The following is a 15,752-nucleotide window of genomic DNA, read 5'->3' as shown; positions in this document are numbered from 1 at the left end:
CTTTTCCCGGCGGTGCCTGCCGCCGGCATGGTGGTTTTTGATTTCCAGCATCGGGCATCAGCCTAAGCTGGACCCCCACAGGGCTAATTTCAGCTTCGGCCGTCGCCCGTTTTCGCCAGATCATCGATTGTTTCTGGCCTCTGGCGGCGGGCCGATTCCGGCCAGTGGCGACCTGTCGCCATTGACAAGCCATCTTTGCTCCTCCACCTCATGCCCGGACTTTAGCGCATCGGCCCGGAGCGCACTTTGTGCGTTCAAGTGGACGCATGGCGCTCCAGAGACAAAAGGCTGCCGGCATGACCGGATATTTTTCCTCTCCTTTTCCCCGCCGCACCTCGGTTGGCGTCGATGTCGGCGGCGTGGTCGTCGGCGGCGGCGCGCCCGTTGTCGTGCAGTCGATGACCAACACCGACACGGCCGATGTCGACCAGACTGTTGCGCAAGTCGCAGCACTCCACCGGGCCGGCTCCGAGATCGTGCGCATCACCGTCGATCGCGACGAGAGTGCCGCCGCCGTGCCACGCATTCATGAGCGGCTTCAGCGGCTAGGCATCAACGTACCGCTGGTCGGCGATTTCCATTATATCGGCCACAAGCTTTTGGCCGATCATCCGGCCTGTGCCGAGGCGCTGGCCAAATATCGCATCAATCCGGGCAATGTCGGCTTCAAGGACAAGAAAGACCGGCAGTTCGCCGCGATCGTCGAGATGGCGATCAAACACGACAAGCCGGTGCGCATCGGCGTCAACTGGGGCTCGCTCGACCAGGAGCTTTTGACCCGGTTGATGGACGACAACCAGGACAAGGGTTTTCCGCTGACCGCGCAAGAGGTGACGCGCGAGGCGATCGTGCAGTCGGCGATCCTGTCGGCCGAGATGGCGGAAGAGATCGGGCTTGGCCGCGAGAAAATCATCCTGTCGGCCAAAGTCAGCGGCGTGCAGGATCTGATCGCCGTCTATACCGAGCTTGCCACCCGCTCCAACCATGCGCTGCATCTTGGCCTCACCGAGGCCGGCATGGGCTCGAAAGGCATCGTTGCTTCTTCGGCTGCCATGGGCATCCTGCTACAGCAAGGGATTGGCGACACCATTCGCATCTCGCTGACGCCGGAGCCGAATGGCGACCGCACACGTGAGGTGCAGGTGTCGCAGGAATTGCTGCAGACCATGGGGTTCAGGCAGTTCGTGCCGATCGTCGCCGCCTGTCCCGGCTGCGGCCGCACCACCTCCACCGTCTTCCAGGAGCTGGCTCAGAACATCCAGGCCGATCTCAGGAAGAACATGCCGGTGTGGCGCGAAAAATATCCCGGCGTCGAGAACCTCAAGGTCGCGGTGATGGGTTGCATCGTCAACGGCCCGGGCGAGTCCAAGCATGCCGACATCGGCATTTCGCTGCCCGGCACCGGCGAGACGCCGACGGCGCCTGTCTTCGTCGACGGCAAGAAGGCGGCGACTCTGCGCGGGCCGTCGATCGCGGCGGATTTCGAGAAAATGGTCGCCGACTATATCGAGCAACGGTTTGGTCGCGGCAAGGCCGCGGCGGAGTAGGCGCGATGCAGCGTTTCCTCAGGGCGACGCTCGTTTTGCTTTGCGCCCTGGTCTGCTCGACAGCTGTTCAAGCCGATCCGCCGCAATCCGCCAAACAGCGGCTGATTGACAAGGTTTGCACCCTGATCAAGGCCCATGCCGACCAGAACGGCCTGCCCAGGGATTTCTTCGCCCGGCTGATCTGGAAGGAGAGCCGTTTCGATCCCAACGCTGTTAGTCCGGTCGGCGCCGAAGGCATCGCCCAGTTCATGCCGGGCACCGCCAAGATGCGCGGGCTCACCAATTCCTTCGACATCAACCAGGCGATCCCGGCGTCGGCAAAGTATCTCGCCGAAATGAAAACCGGCTATGGCAATCTCGGCCTGGCGGCGGCGGCCTACAATGCTGGTGAGAGCCGGGTGTCGCGCTGGCTCAGCTCCGGCGGCTTCCTGCCGATGGAAACCGAAAGCTATGTCTTCGACATCATGGGCGAGCCGGCCGACAAGTTCACCGACCGGGCCTATGCCGGAAAGATCGAGCCGCTCGACGTAAAGACGGATTTTGCCGTCGCCTGCCGCAGGCTGCCGGTGATCATGTCGCGGACCGTGGCGATGGCCTCGATCAACATAAAGCCGTGGGGCATCCAGGTGGCCGGCAATTTTCGCCGCAGTGCCGCGATCAACCAGTGGCTCAGGGTAAGGAGCCGGTTCCCGGCCCTGCTCAACGGGCACGATCCGGTGGTCAGCCGGGTGCGCACGCCAATCGGCCGGCGCGGCATCTACGCGGTCAGAATCGGCGTCGACGACCGTGCCGCCGCCAATGTCATCTGCCAGAAATTGCAAAGCATCGGCGGGGCGTGCGTGGTGGTGCGCAACCGGTAATTTGACCCCTGCCGGCACGATGTTTTGTCTGAGAGAGGCGTCTGAAGGTGAAAGCCAGGATCATTTTGCTCAACGGTGTCGGCAGTGCCGGCAAGAGCTCGATCGCCAAGGCGTTGCAGACAATCACCGCCGAGCCCTTCCTGCATGTCCAGATGGACACTTTCATCGCGATGCTGCCCGACGCCATGCAGGACCATGCGGATGGTTTTTCCTATGAAACCATCCAACGGGACGGCAAGCCTTCGGTCGTGATCAGGACCGGACCGGTTGGGGCGCGAACCCTGCGCGCCATGCGCCACGCCATCGCCGCGATGGCCGGGCACGGCAACAACCTCATCGTCGATCGAAAGGGCCGCGCCGCCGAAAGCGCCCCAATATGATTTCAAGCGGATCAGGCGTGACGTGACGGAACTCGAGACCTATGATGCAGCCTGGAACATTTGGTTCACTGAGCAAGGCATGTCCCCGCTGCGGGTCGGTTATGAGCGTCTTGCCGCGAACCCGGCCGCGACGTTGCTAGGCATCTGCGAAGCCCTGGGGGTCCGAGCACCTGACGCCGGGGATGTAAGCCCCGGCGTTGCGAAGCTCTCCGACGACACGAGCCTCGACTGGATGCGCCGCTATCTTCTGGACGCATCCGTCTGACGCATCCGCGGATGCAGGCTAGGCGGTCTTGGCCACCACCGTCTCGCTGAGCCAAGTGCCGATCTTGGTGCCGAGGCGGTCGGGCGAAACGGGCTTCGGCAGATAGTCGTCCATGCCCGATTCGATGCACTTGTCGCGATCGCCCTTCAGCGCATGCGCGGTGACGCCGATGATCGGTATATGGGTGCCCGTTGAGGTCTCCATGGCCCGGATCGCGCGGGTCGCTTCGTAGCCATTCATCTCCGGCATCGAGACATCCATCAGGATCAGCTTGGGGCGCAGCGCCCGATACATCTCGACCGCCGTGCGGCCATTGCCGGCGATGCGATAGCTGAGGCCCAGCCCATTGAGGATCTGACCGAACACCAGTTGGTTCACGTCATTGTCCTCGGCAATGAGGATGTCGATCGGTCCGTTCGGCGTGGTTGCCGATTCCGGCACTGTAGTGGCCGGCATCGCCGGGCCGCGGATGACGGTAAAGGCAGGTGGTGCTGCCCGGGGAGCCTGCACGATCGGCTCGCGGACGAATTGCGCCTTGCCGACCTGCGAACGGGCTTTCTGCACAACCGAAATGACGGTGCCGAGCAGGACGGCGGAGCGCGCCGGCTTGGTCAGGTGCGCGGCAATGCCGAAGTCGATGATCATCTTACCGAAATCGACCTGGTCGACGGAGGTCAGCAACACCACCGGGATGGAGGACAGCCGGCTGTCGGAAGCAATAGCTCTTGCGACGTCGGCGCCGTTCATGCCCGGCATCTGGTAGTCGAGGATGATGCAGTCGACGGCGGCGCCCAGCTGAAAGGCGCGGTCGAGGAAGGCCAGGCCCACGGCGCCGCTTTCGGCGGCGGCACAATCGAAGCTCCAGCTCCTGAGCTGCTCGAGCAGGATTTCGCGGTTGACCGGATTGTCGTCGATGACCAGCACGCGCGCGCCGGTGACGTCGACCGGCACGATCTCGTCACGCGCCGCGGCATGATGCGCGGGCAGCGGCACGGCGAACCAGAACACGGAACCGCGGCCGATCTCGCTTTCGACGCCGATCTTGCCTGCCATGAGGTCGACGAGACGCGCGGCGATGGCGAGGCCCAGCCCCGTGCCCTCATGGCGGCGGGTGGACGAGCCGTCGACCTGCGCGAATTTCTCGAACACGTTCTGCAGTTTCTCGGCCGGTATGCCGATGCCGGTGTCTTCGACGCGAACCTTGAGCTGGACCACGTCGTTGACGATCTCGCCGCCGACATCGATCAGCACATGACCCTTTTCGGTGAATTTCACCGCGTTGCCGAGCAGGTTGGTGATGATCTGCCGGAACCGGCCGGCGTCGCCGACGACATGGGCCGGCAGGCGCGGGTCGACGCGCACGATCAGTTCGAGGTTCTTTTCGGCGACGCGCGCCGAGACCAGCGTCGCCACATCCTCGACCGCCTCGGAAAGGCGGAAGGGAGCGGGGTCGAGAGTGAGCTGGCCGGCATTGATCTTCGAGAAATCGAGGATGTCGTTGATGATGGTGAGCAGCGCATTGCCGGATTTGACGATGACGTCGGTGAAGGTCTTCTGGCGCGCCGTCAAATCGGTCTTGGCCAGCAGTTCGGCCATGCCGAGCACGCCATTCATCGGCGTACGGATTTCGTGGCTCATATTGGCCAGGAATTCCGATTTGGCGCGGTCGGCGGCCTCGGCCTTGAACAGGGATTCGGCGGATTCGGCAAAGGCGCGGCGGATCGCCACTTCCATCGGGCGGAAGATCCAGAAGGCGACGATGGCAAGGGCTGCGAACAGGATGCCGCTCGCCCACAACAACAGCCTGTCGCTGGAGGCATCGGCCAGGTGACGCTCATCGTCCATGGCGGTGCGGACGCGGACCAGCATGGGTTGGGCAAACAGGTCGTTCTGGTTGCGGATCTCGCGATAGCTCCATTCGTCGACCTTCTGCGCCATCGACATCAGGTTGAAGTTGCGCACCATGTCGCGCGGCGACCAGAACAGGTCGCCGTTGACGGAAGCGGATTGGAGCTCGTTGACGGTCTTGGTCGACAGGCGCGGCTTGATCGCCGCAAGCTGGGCGGTCAGCGTCTCGATCTCGCCGGTCAGGCGTTCCGAATGGCCGCGCGCCGATGTGGTCAGCGCATCGCGTGTCTCCGCCCGCCAGGCTGTGCCGGTCGTCTCGGCAAAGCTGGTCGCGTTGCGCAGATCGCGGGTGAAGACGACGAGGTTGCTGCTCAGCGCATCGATGTCACGGCGAAAGGAATTGACACGATCGAGCGCAATCACGATGCCTGCGGAAGCCAACGCGAAGATCAGCAAACCAGAAATATAGCGAATCCGGACTGACCGGATGAAGGACGAATATTCCGGCATGCGCAACCCCAACACATACGCATCATTCTAATGGTCGGGATTACGCTTCATTTACATTAAAATTTCGTGTGGATAGGCCAACCATACGAATCTCTGGATGGATGACAGCTTTTTGACCCTGACAATCCTTTCGCAAGGAAAGCGTGGCGTCTGAACGAATTCAGACGACCCGCTTTAGTCTCTGTTCCCAAGGCCGCCATTCTCCCCTAACCGAGGTCACTCTGGCGACATGCATCAGGCCGCCGCCACGACGAGGGCGCGGATGCGGCCACTCACCGGGCCTTCCCCGAACCGCTTCCCCATGGCATTCGCCACGTATCGCGTCGCCTCTTCCAGCGAGCCGCCGCGCGCCTCGATCTCGGCACGCAGGGGTGTGCCCTGGCAATAGGCCGCGGCCGCGTCATAAGGCGACGGAGCGGCACTCACGGCATCCAGAGGCTCTATGGCGACGTCGTGGAATCCGGCCGCACGCAGGTCGGCGCGGATGGCGTCGGCATTGTGGTAGCCGTGCGGTGTCCTCGCCATGAAGCGCGGTGGATCGGCGGGAAAGAGATGGCCGAGCGCCCGCGTCGCTTCCTCGGCGAACTCGTTCTCTTCGATGGCACTCCAGACGTTGAACAGGAAATGCCCGCCCGGCCGCATCACCCGCCGGGCTTGCCCGTAGGCTCCCACCCGATCGGGGAAGAACATCGCGCCAAATTGGCAGACCACGGCATCAAACCGTGCGTCCTCGAAGGGCAGCGCCTGGGCGTCGGCCTGCTGCCAGACGATACGAGGATCGTCCGTCATCCGCGTGCGCGCGTGGTCGAGCATGGGCTGGTTGAGGTCGGTAGCCACGATGCGTGTTTGCGCCGGCAGCCTCGCTGCGAGCGCACGTGTCACCACACCGGTGCCCGCCGCCACTTCGAGCACCGACTGCGGCCCGAGCTTCGACACCCGCTCCGCCAGATCCCGCGCATATGGCTCGAAGATCAGCGGCACCATCGCCCGGTCGTAGACCTCGGCAATGGAACCGCTGAACAGCTTGTCGGTGGTCGACATGGCATCCCTCCAACTCTGTCCGCACCGCGTGGTTGCCGTGCGGATGGCAAAGCGATGTGGATCCTCTGCTTCGGCAGGCTTCCGTTCAAGTTCAATCTCTGAACCGGCTGGCGGAGGACGTAGTGCTTTGGTTAGGACGATGTCCTGGTTGGCCCCAACCTCAGCTGTTACGCGCCGCCACGAATGTCGCCGCGTCCTTCAGCAACTGGGCGTCGTCGCCATAGGGCTCGAGCAGTGCATGCGCCTGTTCGACGAGGCCATGCAGCTGGCTGCGCGCCCAATTCGCGCCATGCAGCGCGACCAGCGTCGCCTTGCCCGCGGCAGCGTCCTTGCCCGTCGCCTTGCCCATCTGGCTGGCATCGGCGGTCAGGTCGAGCAGGTCGTCGGCAAGCTGGAAGGCAAGGCCGATCGCGGAACCGAATTCGGCCAGCCGCTCGCGATCCTCAGCGGCAGCGCCGGCGATAAGGGCGCCGGCCTCGCAAGCGAAACGGATGAGCGCGCCGGTCTTCATCGCCTGCAGCCGGATGATGCCGGCCTCGTCCGGTGGCGCCTGTTCGGCTTCGAGGTCGAGCTTCTGGCCGCCGACCATGCCGCCCGCCCCGGCCGCGCGGGCAAGCGCCAGCACCAATGCTGCCCGCCGCTCTGCCGGCAGGGTGGTCGCCTCGTCGGCGATGATGTCGAAGGCAAGCGTCAGCAAGGCATCGCCGGCCAGGATGGCGGTCGCCTCGTCGAAGGCCTTGTGCACGGTCGGCTGGCCACGGCGCAGATCATCGTCGTCCATGGCCGGCAGATCGTCGTGGATCAGCGAATAGCAATGCACACATTCAAGCGCTGCCGCGACGCGCAGCGCCGCCTCGCCGTCGGCGGAAAAAAGTGCGGCACTTTGCATGACCAGGAAGGGGCGCAGGCGCTTGCCGCCGTTCAAGACGCCGTGGCGCATCGCCGCCATCAGCCGACCGGGCCGGGCGATCTCGCCCGAAAGCGCGCGGTCGTCGAGCAGCCGGCGCAGCATTACCTCGACGGCGGCAGCGCGTCGGATGAGCGCCATTTCGAACGCCATTTCGTCGTCATTCGTCATGGCCGGGACCGGTAACCGACACTCAGACGTTGCGCAAGAAGGCAAGCGCCATTATGCCGGAGCAGTAAGAGCCCGTTTGGAAACTCTACTCCTGCGGTCATCTGAAGGCGTTTTCTGCGCTTCCGGTGCTCACGTACTCGAATGTACGCTCCGCTCCGGTTCTCGAAAACACCGTCATATGACTCACAGGAGCGAGTTTCAAAACGAGCTCTCTGGCACGGGTTGGACGGCTTGGCGGAACCGATCGTCGATCATGAAACCGAAAAGCTGGACATGGCGACGAGATCGCGAGGCGTAAACCGCCGTGGTCTCAAGCGCTGGGTCCGGCGCGGCATCGTCGTGGCCGCGGTGCTGGCTTTGATTCCGGTCGTGCTGACGTTCCTCTATCTGCCATCCTTTGTGCATCCGGTCTCGACGCTTATGCTGAAGGACCTGGCGACGTTCTCCGGTTATGACCGCCGCTGGGTGTCGATTGACGACGTGTCGCCGGTGCTGGCCAATTCCGTCATCATGTCGGAGGACGGGCAGTTCTGCTTCCACCGTGGCGTCGATCTCGGCGAATTGCGGGGCGTCGTCGACGACGCGTTGGCCGGTGAAGCAACGCGTGGCGCCTCGACCATCACCATGCAGACGGTGAAGAACCTGTTTCTCTGGTCACGGCCGCTGGGTTCGGTGCGCAAGGTGGTCGAACTGCCGCTGGCCGTCTATTTCGATGCGGTGATGTCGAAACGGCGCATCATGGAGATCTATCTCAACATCGCCGAGTGGGGGCCGGGCATCTACGGTGTCGAGGCCGCGGCACAGCACCATTTCGGCGTTTCGGCAAAACAGTTGTCGCGACGACAGGCCGCCCTGCTTGCCGTCTCCTTGCCAAATCCCATCGCCCGCAATCCGGCCAAACCCGGACCGGGCCTGAGACGGCTGGCCAATCTGATCGAGCGGCGCGCCGGCCGCTCCGGCGCCTATGTCGGCTGTCTCCGCTAGCCGACTCAAAAAAATTCGCGCCAGTGCTGGCCAAAACGGCGCAGGGCGTGTATAGGCACCCGACTTTCTCAGATTCCGGCCCCGACACGGCCCTTTCACGAGGGCGGGCGGGGCTTTTTGACCATGTAATGGAGCATATCCATGGCCGTTCCGAAACGAAAAACCTCTCCGTCCAAGCGCGGCATGCGCCGCTCGGCCGACGCTCTCAAGGCCCCGACTTATGTCGAGGACAAGAATTCCGGCGAAATGCGCCGCCCGCATCATATCGACCTGAAGACCGGCATGTATCGCGGTCGCCAGGTGCTGACGCCCAAGGAAAGCTGAGACCAGCTTTTCCAAAGGTTTGAATTACAAAAGGACCGGCCAGTGGCCGGTTTTTTTGCGTTTGGGGGCGGGGTGGCGCGCATCTCGAAGCGCGGGCGGCAATCGTTGCAGTTCTCCAGCTGGGCAACGGGCTGACATGGTTGTTGCGCGCGGTCTTCGACCGTGTTCAGCGCGGCCACCGAAACATCTTGACGGCGTGCCTGTGGCGCATTCTACAAAGGATTGCCCCCAAATGGAGACGCCAGATGTTCGGTGCCATTCCGCTGCTGATCGTGCCTTTCGTGCTCTACAATCTCGGATTGCTGGGAATATTCGGCAGCGGTGACGATCCGTGGGCGAGCGAAGTCTTCTCCTTCAGCATGATGTCGGGCGGCGTGTTCTCGATGACGCTTGGCGATCTGATGGTGCTGATCGGGCTGATCTTCCTGTTCCTCGAAATGGCGAAATCGGTGCGCACCACCAATGCCTCGATCATGGACCACCTTCTGTCGACGCTGGTCTTCGTGGCGTTCCTGGTCGAGTTCCTGCTGGTAAAGGGCGCCGCCCACTCCGTCTTCTTCACGCTGATGGTCATCGCGCTGTTCGATGTGCTGGCCGGATTCGCGGTGTCGATGCGGTCGGCGAGCCGGGACATCAATCTCAACTAAGGCTGCATTGATATTCAGGTGATGCCGGCTTGCAAATGGCGGCCTCCTGCGCTTCCGGTGCTCATGTACCCAAAAGTACGCTCCGCTCCGGTTCTCGGAGGCCACCATTTTCGACTCGGCCTGACCTGAACCTCAACGCAGCCTCGCCTCAATGTCGAAGGATGCTCAGCCCGGATCGGCGGTGAAACCGGTGGCCTCGATGCCGGCGATTGCCGCGGCTTCGTCATTGTCCGACGTGTCGCCTGAAATGCCGACGGCGCCGATGATGGCGCCGGCCTTGTCGCGGATCAGCACGCCGCCGACGACCGGCAGCACGCGTCCGCCCGATACGTCCGAGATGCCGGCGACGAGATGCGGGCGCTCCTTGGCGAAGGCCTCGACTTTGCGCGAGCCCATGCCGATGGCAAGCGCGCCATAGGCCTTGCCGGCCGACATTTGCGGACGCAGGAACGAGGCGCCGTCCTGGCGCTGGAAGGCGACCAGATGTCCGCCGGCATCAAGCACCGAGACGCCGAGCGGCTTGAGCTTGAGATCGGCGCCCTTGGCAAAGGCGGCATCGATGATTTGCCTGGCTTTTTCGAGCGGCAGTGCGGTCATGGCAGTCTCCTGTTTGAAAACGCGTCGATCATTGACGGTCGGCGGGCGAGATAACATCCCGGTTTCGGTTGAAAGTGCTTCGCGTGAAGAGGCGGGATGGAAATCGGCGTTCGCCGACACCATCCGGGTACGGCGTTGCCGTTTGTATGGCGCCAGACGTGCCCGGGGGATGGCTATTTCTTCTTGGCGCGGGCCGGCTTCTTGGCGGGTGCCGCCGGCGCGTTGGCGAGATCTTCCGCTTCCTTGGCGAGACGCAGTGCCCGCAGCTTGTTGGTCTTGGCCTGACGGGCGTCACTCTCCGCGACGTATTCGGCCATTGCCTTCTGGCGGACGGTTGCCGCCTCTTCCTGCTTCTTGAAACGCAGGTCGGCGCGCGCGCGGGCAGCATCCCGAGAGTTCTCAACCAAGACCTTATCCAATCCCGTGAATTATGGCTTTCCGCCTCTTCTAGCAGAGCCGACCCCCAAACGGGAAAATAAGTTGGTTACGCGGCCGGGCTGGCGGCGAGGGCCTTGCTGGCAACCACCGCCTCATAGGCGGCCTGCAAGGTCGCGTGGACAGAAGGGCCAGACATTGTATCGAGCGGCATGCCGAGGTGCTCGTGGCGCAACTCGTCCATGAATTTGTCCCACATCGGCTGTCCGCCCTTTTCCAGAAGTTCGGCGCGGATCGACAGTTCGTCGCTGACCGGCAGCCAGACGCGGCCCCAGGCGCCGAGATGGGCCAGGATCGGCACCAGCGTGATCGCCATCTCGGTCAGGCTGTAGATCGCCTTCTGCTTGTGCGAGGGATCGTCGGCCTTGGTCAGCATGCCCAATTCCATCAGCCGCTTCAGCCGGTCGGCGAGAATGTTGGAGGCGATGCCTTCGATCGATCCGTTGAGCATCTCGCGAAAATGGCGCCTGCCGCCGAAGATCATGTCGCGAAGGATGATCAGGCTCCAACGGTCGCCGAACACTTCCAGCGACAGGTTGATCGGGCACCCGGACCGGCGATCCATGCTCATGAGATTTCTCCAACAAACCGGTTGCATTATCGTATCAGTTTTATTATCGTGCAACCGATTGCAAAATGCAATCAGTATTGCAGAGAAGAGACCGCGCAATGACGGCGATCGAACGCCCCGAAATCATATCCGAAGCCTTTGGCGACCCGGGGAACCCGCCACTGTTGCTAATCATGGGAGCGATGGCCTCCATGCTCTGGTGGCCGCAGGCGCTGTGCCGGAAACTGGCCGATGCCGGCCTGTTCGTGATCCGTTATGATCGCGATACCGGCCGGTCGACCAAATATGGACCGGGAGAGCCGCCTTACACATTCGACGACATGGCCGGCGATGCGATGCATGTTCTCGACGAGCACAACGTCGTCAAGGCACATGTCGCCGGCATGTCGATGGGCGGCATGATCGCACAGCTTGTGGCGCTCAAGCACCCATCCCGCGTCGCATCGCTGACCGTCATCAGCAGCTCGCCCGTGGGAACCGACACCTCGCATCTGCCGCAAACCAGCGATGCTTATATCAAGCATTCGGCCGAGGGCGCCAAAGTCGACTGGTCGGACCGTGGCCAGGTGGTCGATTTCATCGTCAGGGATGCGCGGGCGATCGCCAGCATCGCGCACCCATTCGACGAAACCCGGATGCGGGCTTTCATCGAGCAGGATTACGACCGCTCCGGCGGCTTGCTGAGCGCGACCAACCATTTCATGCTCAAGGGCGGCGACGCGTGGAAGGGCCGCCTGCATGAGATGGCGGCGCCGCTGCTGGTCATCCATGGTACGGCGGATCCGATCTTTCCGATCGAGCATGGCGAGGCGCAGGCCGAGGCGGCCACTGGCGCGAGAATTGTCCGCATCGAAGGCGGCGGCCATGAGCTGCATCCCGACGATTGGACCGAGATATCCGCAGCAATCGTCGCGCATGTCCAAGCCGGTTGAGGCAGCATAGGCTGGCTTTGACGAATAAGGCCAACCGCAATAGGCATGCCGCACGGAGCGGCCACCGACAATCCACGAAACAAACGAGCGAAAAATGTCCCTGACGCTTCATTTCCACCCGCTGGCCTCCTTCTGTTGGAAGCCGCTGATCGCGCTCTATGAAAACGGCATCCCGTTCACGCCTCATATCGTCGATCTCGGCAATGCCGAGTCGCGCGAGGTCTTCCTGAAGATTTCGCCGATCGGCAAGATGCCGGCGCTGCGCGACGATGCGCGCGACCGCACGGTGCTGGAATCGACCATCGTCGTCGAATATCTGGCCGCGCATTATCCGGGGCCGGTCGACCTCGTTCCCGCCGACATTGACATGGCGCTGGCAGTTCGCCAGGCCGACCGCTTCTATGATTTCTATGTGCAGGAGCCGATGCAGAAGATCGTCGGCGACCGGTTGCGGCCACAGGACAAGACCGATCCGTTCGGCGTCGAGCAGGCGCGCGCCCAGCTGCGCGGCTCCTATGCCATCATCGAGCAGGACATGGGCTCGAAGACCTGGGCGATGGGCGACAGCTTCACCTTGGCCGATTGCGCGGCGTCCCCCGCGCTGTTCTATGCCAACAAGGTCGAGCCGTTCGGCGACAAATATCCGGCCGTGAAGCGCTATCACGATCGCCTGCTGCAGCGGCCTTCCTTCGCCCGCGTGATCGAGGAGGCGGAGCCCTACTTCAAGTTCTTCCCTTACAACAACGGCTGATCGGGGTCAGGCTTCCCAGAACTGATCGAGCCAGATGTTGAGTTTGAGGAAGCCGGTGTTGCTCACCGTATAGACGCGCCTTGTTCCTTCCGGCTTGGCGTGGACCAGCCCGGCGTCGAGCAGGACTTTAAGATGTTGCGAAACGGCCGGGCGCGATACGGGCAAACCTGCGGCCAACTCGTTGACGGTTTTCGGGCCGCGGCGAAGTTCTTCCAGAAGATGGCGCCGGTTGGGATCGGCAATTGCCATGAAGGCGTCGGAAAACATCATGTCTGTATTAGTGAGGCAAAGCCTTTCGAATCTCAACCGTCTGCTTCTGCTTTTCTTCTGGGATCAAGCCGCAATGCTTCGGGAGTGACCGAGCGGTCGGCCGGCTGCGTCTTGAAGGCGTCACGGTCGCCGATCGGCACCGGCGCGCGGCGGCTGATGCGCAGCAGCGTGTAGCCGGCCAGACAAAGATGCGCGAAGGCGGTCGCCAGGAACAGGCCTTCCGGGCGCATCCAGCCCATCAGGGCTGCGGCCAGCAAGGGTCCGATCATCGTGCCGAAGCCGTAGAGCAGCAACAGGCCGCCCGACACCTTGACGAAATCCTCCGAGCGCGCGTGGTCGTTGGCATGCGCTACGGCGATCGAATAGAGCGTGTAGGCGAAGGCGCCATAGGCTGCGGTGAAGACGATGATGAAGACGCCGGAGCGTGGCTCGAACAGGAAGATCAAGAGCGCGAACAGAGCCGCGCCGAAAGCTGCCCCCGCCAGCACGAAACGCCGGTCGGTCTTGTCGGACAGGCGCCCGGCCGGAAGCTGCATGGCGGCGCCGGCAACAACCACAAGGCTCATCATCAGGGCGATCTCTGCCGTGGAAATGCCGATGCGAGCACCGTAGACCGCGCCAAGCGTGCCCCAGGCGCCGTTGGCGATGCCGATCAACACGCAAGCGACCGCCGACACCGGCGAGTTGGCATAAAGGCCTTTGACGTCGAGCGTGACGTCCTGCAACGGCTTGGGGTGGGAGGCACTCGAAACCGCGGTCGGAATGAGCGACAGGCAAAACAGGATACCGGTGATCATGAACAGCGAGGCCGACTTCACGTCGCCGCCGGCGACGATCATCTGCCCGCCCATGATCGAGGCATAGGTGACCATCATGTAGAGGCCAAAGACGGTGCCGCGGTTCTCGTTGCTGGCCTTCTCGTTCAGCCAGCTTTCGATGACCATGAAGGCGCCGGCCATGGTGAAGCCGGTGAAGGCGCGCAGCAGGATCCAGACATATTCGTCGATGATCAGCCCGGTGAGCAGCGCCACGATGGCACCGGATGCGGCAAAGGCGCCGAAGGCGCGCACATGGCCGGCGCGGCGCACGATGCGCGGCGCGAAGAAGCAGCCGGTGACGAAGCCGCCGGCCCAGGCCGTGCCCATCAGGCCGAGCGATGCGGTCGAGAAGCCTTCCAACTGGCCGCGCAGGGGCAAGAGCAGCCCGTGCAATCCGGACGCCGCGAGCAGGAAGGCGGTGCCGCGAAGCAGCGAGAGGATCGGTCGGTAGGTTGCGAACATTGTTTGATCCGGCTCGTGTTTGACAGGGGCGCTGGGTCTGAAGACAGTCGCATTCGGGCTTTTCGGCGGCGGGCTCTTTGCGCCCGCGCACCTATCCGCGACGGAACAGTGCTTCGGCCGCCGATTTGGTGCTGTCCTTGGCCTTGAGCTCGGCCTCCAGCCTGGCGATCTCGTCGCGCAGGATGCCGATGCGTTCCGACAGCTCGCCAACGGAAAGCAAGGACAGATCCTGCCCGATCTCGTGCGGGCGTGCCTTCTTCTTGGGTTCGTCGTCGAAGATCGCCATCGTCGCTCCTCCTCCGCCAAGACCAGATTGGCCATTTGCCTGATTTGGCAATCAGCATACATAGGGCAGGGGCGTCGATGCAAACAGCCGGTCGGATAACGGCGAGAAAAGACGGGAAATCTCATGGCGAGCGGACAGAAAATTCCGGCAAGAATGACGGCCATCGCGATCTCGGAGCCGGGTGGCCCACGGGTGCTGAAACCGGAAACGCGCGACGTGCCGCTGCCCGGTCCCGGCGAGATACTGATCAAGGTGCATGCCGCCGGCGTCAACCGGCCCGATATCCAGCAGCGCAAGGGCGCCTATCCGCCGCCGCCCGGCGCGTCGGACCTGCCGGGCCTCGAGGCGTCGGGCGAAGTGGCGGCCGTTGGCGACGACATATCGCGCTGGCGCATCGGCGACCGCGTTTGCGCGCTGACGCCCGGCGGCGGCTACGCCGAATACGTCAAGGTTCATGCCGGCAGTGTGCTGCCGCTGCCGGCCGGCTTTACCCACACGGAAGCTGCGGCCGTGCCGGAAAACTATTTTACCGTCTGGCACAATGTGTTCGAGCGCGGCGGCCTGAAGCGTGGCGAGACGCTGCTCGTCCATGGCGGCTCGTCCGGCATCGGCACGACGGCGATCCAGCTTGCCTCGGCTTTCGGCGCCTATGTCATCACCACCGCCGGAAGCAAGGAGAAATGCGATGCCTGCCTGAAGCTCGGCGCCGACCGCGCCATCAATTATCGCGAGGCGGATTTCGTCGCGGCGGTGAAGGAGGCAACGGGTGGCAAGGGCGCCAATGTCATCCTCGACATGGTCGGCGGTGACTATGTGGCGCGCAATTACGAGGCCGCGGCGGTTGAGGGCCGTATCGTCCAGATTGCCGTGCAGGCCGGTTCTGTCGCAAGCGCGGACTTTTCGAAGATCATGGTGAAGCGGCTTACCCACACCGGTTCGACTCTGAGGCCGCGAACCGTCGAGTTCAAGGCGGCGATAGCTGCGGCGCTGGAAGCGCAGGTGTGGCCGCTGCTCGGCACCCGCAAAGTGGCACCGGTGATGGACATGATCTTCCCGCTCAGCGAAGCCTGGCGGGCGCATGAGCGCATGGAAGACGGCGAGCATATCGGCAAGATCGTGCTCGACGTCGGCTGACAGCGGCATTGC

General features: G+C 63.2%; 18 protein-coding genes and 1 pseudogene. 10 read left to right on the top strand and 9 right to left on the bottom strand.

Annotated elements, in window-relative coordinates:
* Positions 1–296: 296 nt before the first annotated feature.
* Genes ispG through ASD99_RS25735 form a run of 4 tightly spaced genes read left to right on the top strand, consistent with a single transcriptional unit; the run spans position 297 to position 3,052 of the window.
* Complete coding sequence (gene ispG / locus ASD99_RS25750; protein ID WP_056586899.1) at positions 297–1,547, top strand: flavodoxin-dependent (E)-4-hydroxy-3-methylbut-2-enyl-diphosphate synthase; 1,251 nt, start codon at positions 297–299, stop codon at positions 1,545–1,547.
* A gap of 5 nt (positions 1,548–1,552) precedes the next feature.
* Positions 1,553–2,407: a lytic transglycosylase domain-containing protein gene (locus ASD99_RS25745; protein ID WP_057145319.1), complete on the top strand. Its 855-nt coding sequence runs from the start codon at positions 1,553–1,555 to the stop codon at positions 2,405–2,407.
* Between the two features lie 47 nt (positions 2,408–2,454).
* On the top strand, positions 2,455–2,787 hold the full coding sequence (locus ASD99_RS25740; RefSeq protein ID WP_244497904.1) for a phosphotransferase-like protein: 333 nt from the start codon (positions 2,455–2,457) through the stop codon (positions 2,785–2,787).
* Complete coding sequence (locus ASD99_RS25735) at positions 2,675–3,052, top strand: Stf0 family sulfotransferase (RefSeq protein ID WP_244497901.1); 378 nt, start codon at positions 2,675–2,677, stop codon at positions 3,050–3,052. Before ASD99_RS25740 ends, ASD99_RS25735 begins: the two co-directional genes overlap by 113 nt.
* A gap of 18 nt (positions 3,053–3,070) precedes the next feature.
* Here ASD99_RS25735 and ASD99_RS25730 read toward each other — a convergent pair whose 3' ends face one another.
* From ASD99_RS25730 to ASD99_RS25720, 3 genes are all read right to left on the bottom strand, one after another.
* On the bottom strand, positions 3,071–5,410 hold the full coding sequence (locus ASD99_RS25730; RefSeq protein ID WP_057145318.1) for a response regulator: 2,340 nt from the start codon (positions 5,408–5,410) through the stop codon (positions 3,071–3,073).
* Between the two features lie 234 nt (positions 5,411–5,644).
* A complete protein-coding gene (locus ASD99_RS25725; RefSeq protein ID WP_057145317.1) occupies positions 5,645–6,451 on the bottom strand; it encodes a class I SAM-dependent methyltransferase in 807 nt (268 codons plus the stop codon).
* Positions 6,452–6,611: 160 nt separating this feature from the next.
* Entirely contained in the window at positions 6,612–7,529 is a 918-nt protein-coding gene (locus ASD99_RS25720) for a polyprenyl synthetase family protein (protein WP_057145316.1), read from the bottom strand.
* A gap of 222 nt (positions 7,530–7,751) precedes the next feature.
* On the opposite strand from ASD99_RS25720, the gene ASD99_RS25715 reads away from it, so the two are divergent.
* The 3 genes from ASD99_RS25715 to ASD99_RS25705 all read left to right on the top strand — a co-directional run bounded on the left by ASD99_RS25715 (position 7,752) and on the right by ASD99_RS25705 (position 9,484).
* Positions 7,752–8,513, top strand: coding sequence for a transglycosylase domain-containing protein (locus ASD99_RS25715; RefSeq protein ID WP_057145315.1), 762 nt, complete (start codon positions 7,752–7,754; stop codon positions 8,511–8,513).
* Between the two features lie 141 nt (positions 8,514–8,654).
* Positions 8,655–8,837, top strand: a complete 183-nt coding sequence (gene rpmF / locus ASD99_RS25710; protein ID WP_008834724.1) for a 50S ribosomal protein L32 — start codon at positions 8,655–8,657, stop codon at positions 8,835–8,837.
* Between the two features lie 245 nt (positions 8,838–9,082).
* Positions 9,083–9,484, top strand: a complete 402-nt coding sequence (locus ASD99_RS25705; RefSeq protein ID WP_013529226.1) for a hypothetical protein — start codon at positions 9,083–9,085, stop codon at positions 9,482–9,484.
* A gap of 165 nt (positions 9,485–9,649) precedes the next feature.
* On the opposite strand, the gene ASD99_RS25700 is transcribed toward ASD99_RS25705, so the two are convergent.
* From ASD99_RS25700 to ASD99_RS25690, 3 genes are all read right to left on the bottom strand, one after another.
* Entirely contained in the window at positions 9,650–10,081 is a 432-nt protein-coding gene (locus ASD99_RS25700; protein WP_056586908.1) for a GlcG/HbpS family heme-binding protein, read from the bottom strand.
* A gap of 173 nt (positions 10,082–10,254) precedes the next feature.
* A complete protein-coding gene (locus ASD99_RS25695) occupies positions 10,255–10,488 on the bottom strand; it encodes a hypothetical protein (RefSeq protein ID WP_023810948.1) in 234 nt (77 codons plus the stop codon).
* A gap of 77 nt (positions 10,489–10,565) precedes the next feature.
* Entirely contained in the window at positions 10,566–11,087 is a 522-nt protein-coding gene (locus tag ASD99_RS25690) for a winged helix-turn-helix transcriptional regulator (RefSeq protein ID WP_057145314.1), read from the bottom strand.
* A 98-nt stretch (positions 11,088–11,185) separates the two neighbouring features.
* Here ASD99_RS25690 and ASD99_RS25685 point away from each other — a divergent pair, with 98 nt between their 5' ends.
* Positions 11,186–12,019: an alpha/beta fold hydrolase gene (locus ASD99_RS25685; RefSeq protein WP_057145313.1), complete on the top strand. Its 834-nt coding sequence runs from the start codon at positions 11,186–11,188 to the stop codon at positions 12,017–12,019.
* 94 nt (positions 12,020–12,113) lie between these two features.
* Entirely contained in the window at positions 12,114–12,770 is a 657-nt protein-coding gene (locus ASD99_RS25680) for a glutathione S-transferase family protein (RefSeq protein ID WP_056586688.1), read from the top strand.
* Positions 12,771–12,776: 6 nt separating this feature from the next.
* Here the strand turns inward: ASD99_RS25680 and ASD99_RS25675 are convergent, their stop codons facing one another.
* The 3 genes and pseudogenes from ASD99_RS25675 to ASD99_RS25665 all read right to left on the bottom strand — a co-directional run bounded on the left by ASD99_RS25675 (position 12,777) and on the right by ASD99_RS25665 (position 14,606).
* Positions 12,777–13,040, bottom strand: a complete 264-nt coding sequence (locus tag ASD99_RS25675; RefSeq protein ID WP_056586690.1) for an ArsR/SmtB family transcription factor — start codon at positions 13,038–13,040, stop codon at positions 12,777–12,779.
* A gap of 32 nt (positions 13,041–13,072) precedes the next feature.
* Positions 13,073–14,341 (bottom strand): annotated as a pseudogene (locus ASD99_RS25670) (MFS transporter); the annotation flags it as partial.
* Between the two features lie 70 nt (positions 14,342–14,411).
* A complete protein-coding gene (locus tag ASD99_RS25665) occupies positions 14,412–14,606 on the bottom strand; it encodes a DUF1192 domain-containing protein (protein WP_032932003.1) in 195 nt (64 codons plus the stop codon).
* Between the two features lie 123 nt (positions 14,607–14,729).
* On the opposite strand from ASD99_RS25665, the gene ASD99_RS25660 reads away from it, so the two are divergent.
* A complete protein-coding gene (locus tag ASD99_RS25660) occupies positions 14,730–15,740 on the top strand; it encodes an NAD(P)H-quinone oxidoreductase (protein WP_056586698.1) in 1,011 nt (336 codons plus the stop codon).
* Positions 15,741–15,752: the final 12 nt, after the last annotated feature.

The organism is Mesorhizobium sp. Root695, from assembly GCF_001428185.1.
In the GTDB taxonomy this organism is placed as follows: domain Bacteria; phylum Pseudomonadota; class Alphaproteobacteria; order Rhizobiales; family Rhizobiaceae; genus Mesorhizobium.
The sequence above is the reverse complement of the archived record's forward strand: the minus strand, read 5'-3'. Positions and strand labels throughout refer to the sequence as shown.

Excerpts from the sequence above, each read along its gene's own strand:
- ASD99_RS25730 (WP_057145318.1), bottom strand. The coding sequence starts at position 5,410 with ATGCCGGAATATTCGTCCTTCATCCGGTCAGTCCGGATTCGCTATATT.
- ASD99_RS25675 (WP_056586690.1), bottom strand. The coding sequence starts at position 13,040 with ATGATGTTTTCCGACGCCTTCATGGCAATTGCCGATCCCAACCGGCGC.
- ASD99_RS25685 (WP_057145313.1), top strand. The coding sequence starts at position 11,186 with ATGACGGCGATCGAACGCCCCGAAATCATATCCGAAGCCTTTGGCGAC.
- ASD99_RS25690 (WP_057145314.1), bottom strand. The coding sequence starts at position 11,087 with ATGAGCATGGATCGCCGGTCCGGGTGCCCGATCAACCTGTCGCTGGAA.
- ASD99_RS25725 (WP_057145317.1), bottom strand. The coding sequence starts at position 6,451 with ATGTCGACCACCGACAAGCTGTTCAGCGGTTCCATTGCCGAGGTCTAC.
- ASD99_RS25700 (WP_056586908.1), bottom strand. The coding sequence starts at position 10,081 with ATGACCGCACTGCCGCTCGAAAAAGCCAGGCAAATCATCGATGCCGCC.
- rpmF (WP_008834724.1), top strand. The coding sequence starts at position 8,655 with ATGGCCGTTCCGAAACGAAAAACCTCTCCGTCCAAGCGCGGCATGCGC.
- ispG (WP_056586899.1), top strand. The coding sequence starts at position 297 with ATGACCGGATATTTTTCCTCTCCTTTTCCCCGCCGCACCTCGGTTGGC.
- ASD99_RS25745 (WP_057145319.1), top strand. The coding sequence starts at position 1,553 with ATGCAGCGTTTCCTCAGGGCGACGCTCGTTTTGCTTTGCGCCCTGGTC.
- ASD99_RS25665 (WP_032932003.1), bottom strand. The coding sequence starts at position 14,606 with ATGGCGATCTTCGACGACGAACCCAAGAAGAAGGCACGCCCGCACGAG.
- ASD99_RS25660 (WP_056586698.1), top strand. The coding sequence starts at position 14,730 with ATGGCGAGCGGACAGAAAATTCCGGCAAGAATGACGGCCATCGCGATC.
- ASD99_RS25680 (WP_056586688.1), top strand. The coding sequence starts at position 12,114 with ATGTCCCTGACGCTTCATTTCCACCCGCTGGCCTCCTTCTGTTGGAAG.
- ASD99_RS25720 (WP_057145316.1), bottom strand. The coding sequence starts at position 7,529 with ATGACGAATGACGACGAAATGGCGTTCGAAATGGCGCTCATCCGACGC.
- ASD99_RS25705 (WP_013529226.1), top strand. The coding sequence starts at position 9,083 with ATGTTCGGTGCCATTCCGCTGCTGATCGTGCCTTTCGTGCTCTACAAT.